The organism is Pseudolysinimonas sp. (assembly GCF_031389465.1).
Classification (GTDB): domain Bacteria; phylum Actinomycetota; class Actinomycetes; order Actinomycetales; family Microbacteriaceae; genus Pseudolysinimonas_A.
In genome coordinates, this window is sequence record NZ_JANMSQ010000032.1 from 1 (window position 1) to 4,991 (window position 4,991).

The 4,991-nt window shown below is 67.5% G+C and carries 3 protein-coding genes and 1 pseudogene; 2 read left to right on the top strand and 2 right to left on the bottom strand.

Going from position 1 to position 4,991, the window contains the following annotated elements:
* Positions 1–428 (bottom strand): annotated as a pseudogene (locus RMO30_RS01215) (hypothetical protein); the annotation flags it as partial.
* 188 nt (positions 429–616) lie between these two features.
* Between RMO30_RS01215 and RMO30_RS01220 the strand changes: the two are divergent.
* Together RMO30_RS01220 and RMO30_RS01225 are read left to right on the top strand one after the other, a co-directional pair.
* Positions 617–1,909 (top strand): right-handed parallel beta-helix repeat-containing protein, encoded by a 1,293-nt coding sequence (locus RMO30_RS01220; protein ID WP_309708421.1) that lies wholly within the window; start codon positions 617–619, stop codon positions 1,907–1,909.
* Positions 1,906–2,631 (top strand): hypothetical protein, encoded by a 726-nt coding sequence (locus tag RMO30_RS01225; protein ID WP_309708424.1) that lies wholly within the window; start codon positions 1,906–1,908, stop codon positions 2,629–2,631. The genes RMO30_RS01220 and RMO30_RS01225 overlap by 4 nt, the downstream gene beginning before the upstream one ends.
* A gap of 32 nt (positions 2,632–2,663) precedes the next feature.
* Here the strand turns inward: RMO30_RS01225 and RMO30_RS01230 are convergent.
* A partial coding sequence (locus tag RMO30_RS01230) for an SdrD B-like domain-containing protein (protein ID WP_309708426.1) occupies positions 2,664–4,991 on the bottom strand: 2,328 nt, incomplete at its 5' end.

Consider the following 4,991-nt stretch of genomic DNA (forward strand, 5'->3'; position numbering starts at 1 on the left):
GTGACCGCGATCGTGTCGGAGCCCAGCGTGACACCCGCCTGGCTGGTGAGCGAGTTCTCGGCGTCGTCGGCGTCGAAGAGCCCCTCGATGTCCGCCGCAGAATCCCAGCCGCTGTTGGAGAGCAAGTCGAGCGACACCCCGGTGAGCAGCACCTCGGTCAAGGTGAACTCGACTCCGGGGATGACGGCGCCCGTGGGCGTCGACGAGGTTCCGTCGCCGGGGGTGGTGCCGTTGGTTGACTCACGCTCGTACTTGTGCACGAGGATCTCGCCGGTGCCCGCATCCGGGTCGTCAATGTTTCCCACATCGCCGATCGGGTCGGCAGATACCAACCCGGCTGGACCGAATGAGAACAGGGCAGCAAGCGCCAATGCTGTGGCGGCCAAGCTGAAGCGGAAACCGCGCAGGCGCGGACGGGTGCGGGACATGGTGATCCTTCGGGTAAGTAAAGGGTCGTCGCGATAGCTTCGGGCACACTCGCGGGCTCAACGCCCGGGGTTGCGACGAGTGCGAGTCTAGGGGCGCACCTTCACGCGGCACCCGCCCCCAGTTCAGGTGGGACGTCAGCGCTCGCGCCCCCGCAGTGGCCCGACCCCTCGGTGTCTACACTGAGCGCGTGAACCGTTCGCTCGTCGTTGCGATCGTCATGCTTGCCACTGCCGCACTCACCGGCTGCGGACCCGGGACCGCAAGTCGCGACGAGGTCGCCGTCCCTGGCGATGCTGCGACCCTTCAAGAGGCGATCAATCTCGTGAGCCCAGGCGGGACCATCGAGATCGCTGCGGGCCGATACGAGGAACAGGTCGTCGTCGACAAGGCGGACGTGACGATCCGCGGTGCCGACCGCAATCGGACCGTGATCGACGGCGGCGGCGTGCGGCCGTACGGCATCGTCGTGATCGCGGACGGGGTGCGCATCGAGAACCTCACCGTGACGCGCGCGACCTTCTACGGCGTGCTCGTCACCGGTCTCCACGACGGAGCCAGCCCCTCCGCGCCAACCACCGACGGGTACACGGGATGGGATCCGGCGGCCTTTCCGCCGCTGCAGCGGTTTCTCGTCGACCATGTCACGGCACACAACAACGGCCTCTATGGCATCTACGCCTTCAACGCCCAGCATGGGGTCATCCGGGACTCGTACGCGTCGGGTTCGGCCGACAGCGGCTTCTACGTCGGTCAATGCGAACAGTGCGACATCCTGGTGACGGGCAACGTCGCGGAGCGCAACGCGGTCGGGTTCGAGAACGCGAACGCGAGCGACTCGGTCGTGATCGTCGGCAACCGGTTCACCGAGAATCGCGTCGGAATGACGCTGTTGTCGAGTTACCAAGAGGCGTTCACCCCGCAACGCGGCAACCTCGTGGTCGGCAACCTGATCGCCGACAACCAGTCGGGCGACTCACCCTCGCAGGCCGAGGGCGGCTTCGCGACCGGGGTCGGCATCAGTGGTGGTCAACGCAACGTGTTCGAACGAAACCTCATCACGGGCAACGCGCGAGCCGCGGTGATCCTGACGAACGCGGAAGACCTCGCGGCGATCGGCAATCGATTCGACGGGAACGTTGTCGACGGTGCCGTAGGGCTCGCAAATCTGTCGAGCGAGCGCGCTCCGGCATCCGGAAACTGCTGGACGGCTGACGCGGTGCGCACCATTCCGCTCGAACTCGCTCCCCAGGTCGGCCCGGGATGCGACGCCGGTCTGCCGCAGGCCACCGCTTCTGCGCTCGACGGTCCCGTTGTTCCCGGTGGGGTGAGTTTCCTCCAGGTCGCGCCGCCGCGCGATCAACCGCAGTTGCCTGCGGCCTCGCACTCGGCGCCACTCCCTGGGCGAGTCGACCTTCCGGACCTCGCGAGCTTCGAACTGCCCCAACCGGACTTCCTCGCCGATCGAGCGGGCGCCCGATGACTCGCCTCGCACGGGTCGTCGCCGTCAGCCTCACACTCGTCGCGCTCGCGGGGTGCGGTGCCGAGCCCGCTGAGCCCTCACCACGCGCCGTCACGAGCGCCGAGGCACAGGTGCTCGCGGTTTCCCGTTTTCTGAACTTCGACGCGCGAACCCGGCCCTTCGAGACGACATACACCCTGTCGGGTGTCGACGTGACGATGCGCGGCTGGGTCGACTACGTCGCCGAACTCGGATACGCCTCCGTCTCGGGCGAGTTCGGCACGGAGGCGGTGCTCTGGACGGACTCGAGCATCGGCGCGATCCCCCGCGACGCCGGTGCCGACGGCTACCCCGTCCTGCCGATTCCCACGCTCGACGACCCGGAATGGCAGATTGAAGCTCTCGATGCCGGCTCGTCGGCGCTCGGAGCTCTCGTCGCCACGATCAGCGCGCTGGGGTCTGACCGTCCCGACAACCCGCTGCTCCTCCAGCAGTCGGGCGCGCTGTGGTTGCGCACCGACGTGATCGGCGACACGGCCGTCACGGTCTTCGGCGCCCCCCCGAGCGATGCGCCGGTGACGGATTCTGGCCCGCCTGACGTTGAAGCCGTGACCCTACGACTATGGCTCGACGCCGACGGACTGCTGCGGCGAGCGGAAGTCTTCGTCAACGATGGATGGACGTCGGTCGACTTCCCCGACATCCCGGGGCCCGAATTGAGCATCCCGGAGCGCACGGGCTGACCGCAGGCGCTTCGCGGTGACCCACAACCGCTTCAGAGTCGGTGCAGGGCCACCCGACGGGGCGGCCTCTTCGTGAGATGCCAGGTGCCGAGCGCGAGCGCGATCAGCACGCCGGATCCGCCGGCAATGAGGAAGGCGTCACTCGCGACCCCACCGGTGAAGGGCAGTGCCGGGGCGTCGATCGGGTGGTTCGTGATCGTCAACTCGAGTGGATCCGTTGTGCTTCCGCCCGTAACGGTGACCCAACCGTCACCGTCCGCGATCAGCTCGGTCGCGCCGAGGGTCCACGTGCCGGTACGCCAGATCCAGCCTCCCCACGAGAACGGCCCCTCGAGCGGCTCGCGAATCTCGATTTCTGCACCCCATGGCACCCCGCCGATCGTCACGATCCCCGAGGGTCCTACCGCAACCTCGGCGGTCTCGATGGGTCCTCCCTCGACGGTGTACTCGATCGGGAAGGTCGTGTCGGGGGGGAGGGTGACCGCGGACGAGAGGGCCTTCGTGACCTCGATTGAGGTGTAGCTGTTGGTGACCGTGAGCAGTTGGCCGCCTGCCGTCCCCGTGGGTGCGATCAGCAGCGAACCGGTGTCGTCACCGACTCCGGTATTCGGCGAGAACGAAACGGCCGCAGCCGGCATCCCGGGTTCGCTGAACGTCAGCGTGTAGCCGTACGGGATCTCTTCGACCGAGGTCTCCAGCCCTCCCGCGGTCAGTGTGTACGTCAGAGTGTCGACGATGGGCGTCGTCGACGGCCCCCCGGCGCCGAGCTGGTTCTCACTTCGGAAGTTGGTCGCCGACGCGACTTCGATCGAGAACGTCGCGCCGGCGGGTGGGGTGCCGACCACCGTCTTCTGGATGCGGAAGGTGCTGACGCCATACCATCCGGCATCGATCGAGTGATCGTTCTCCCCCGTCTCGCCGACCGCCACAACGACACGGCCCGTTGCCACCGCCGGATCCGAATCGGTCAGATCGTTCGAGCCGGCGTTCGGCGACGTTCGGGTGAGCTGAGCCCAGGTGAGACCGGCGAAGCCGTCGGGCGTGGTCGTCGGCCAGACGAGGGTCGGTGATCCGCTCGCCGGTTTCGGGAAGACCACGACGTAGTCCGCGCCCTTGACGAAGCCGGTGGTTCCGCCGGTCGACGCGTCTACGGTGCGGAAGAAGTAGGTGCCGGCCTGCCCCGTGATCGTCGCGGTCGTCGTCGTCGCGAGTTGTGTCACGGGATCGCCGCTCCCGTCAGCCGTCCACAGTTCGACCGGCGCCCCGTTGATCGCCGCCTCGTCGGGATCTTGGATGCCATCGAGGTCGGCGTCGTACCAGACCCGGTTGCCGATCTCGACCGGCGCTTCGGCAAGCAGGTAGGAAACGCCGCCGAGGCCGCCCGCTTTACCGAAATGCGGATTGCCTCCCGTGTACTGGTCGAAGCCGTCAATACTGTGTCCATCGGACAGGCTCATGAACCGGTTGCCGGCGTTGTTATACCTGAGGGCTGGATCGAACGAGGTTGCCGTCAGCTGTGACGTGCCGGGCACGATCGCGACGGCACCGAGAACGGTTTCGTCGTGCACGACTCCCTCGCTGGTGTTTTCTGGCGGGCTCCCTTGGCCGTCCCACATCACGCTGTCCTCGAAGAACTCGCGGCCACCGTGCTGAATGTTCTGGCGTGCGGTCTGCCCCGGGGCCGGGACGGTTCCTGCACGGTTCTGCGCAGCCGTGCCGTAGCTCGGCGCGAGCACCACCGTCGAGTTTCCGGCGCTCGTCGCGGTGACGTTGCCCCCGGTGGCGCCGGTACCGCCGCTTTCGAGCACGAGGGTCCCTGCGGAGCTCCGACCCGCGTACAGCACCTCGCCGACGGGCGCGCCGGTCACGTTGGAGCGGTTGTAGGCGTCACCGACGCCCGTGCCGCCCGGGTACATCGCGGCGACACCGGTCTGATAGTTGAACCGATCCGTGAACCCCATGACCAGGTTGCCGCCGTCGTCGAAGGAGAGCCCCGAGAGGATCGGCTGAGCCCACGCACGGAAGAACGTCGCCAGCGAATTGGCGTTGTTCCAGATCGTGGAGGGGTTGTCCTCCCACGCGTGCCACTGCGCGGCGACCTGGCCCGTCGTCACCGGATTCCCCGGGGGGTCGGCCGCCCACACGATGCCACGTGAGTAGTTCAGCGGAACAGTGAGTGCAGTCGTCCACGCGCCACCGGAGACCGCTCGGCTGATCACCCGAGCCCCGGTCGACATGGTGGCCGTGTCGGTGACGCCGAGGTAGATCAGATCATCCCGAATCGTGAGCGCCCAGGGTCGATCCGACCCCGTAATGCCCGTGTCGATCACGGTCGGAGTCGGTGATGCCGGGCCCGCCCC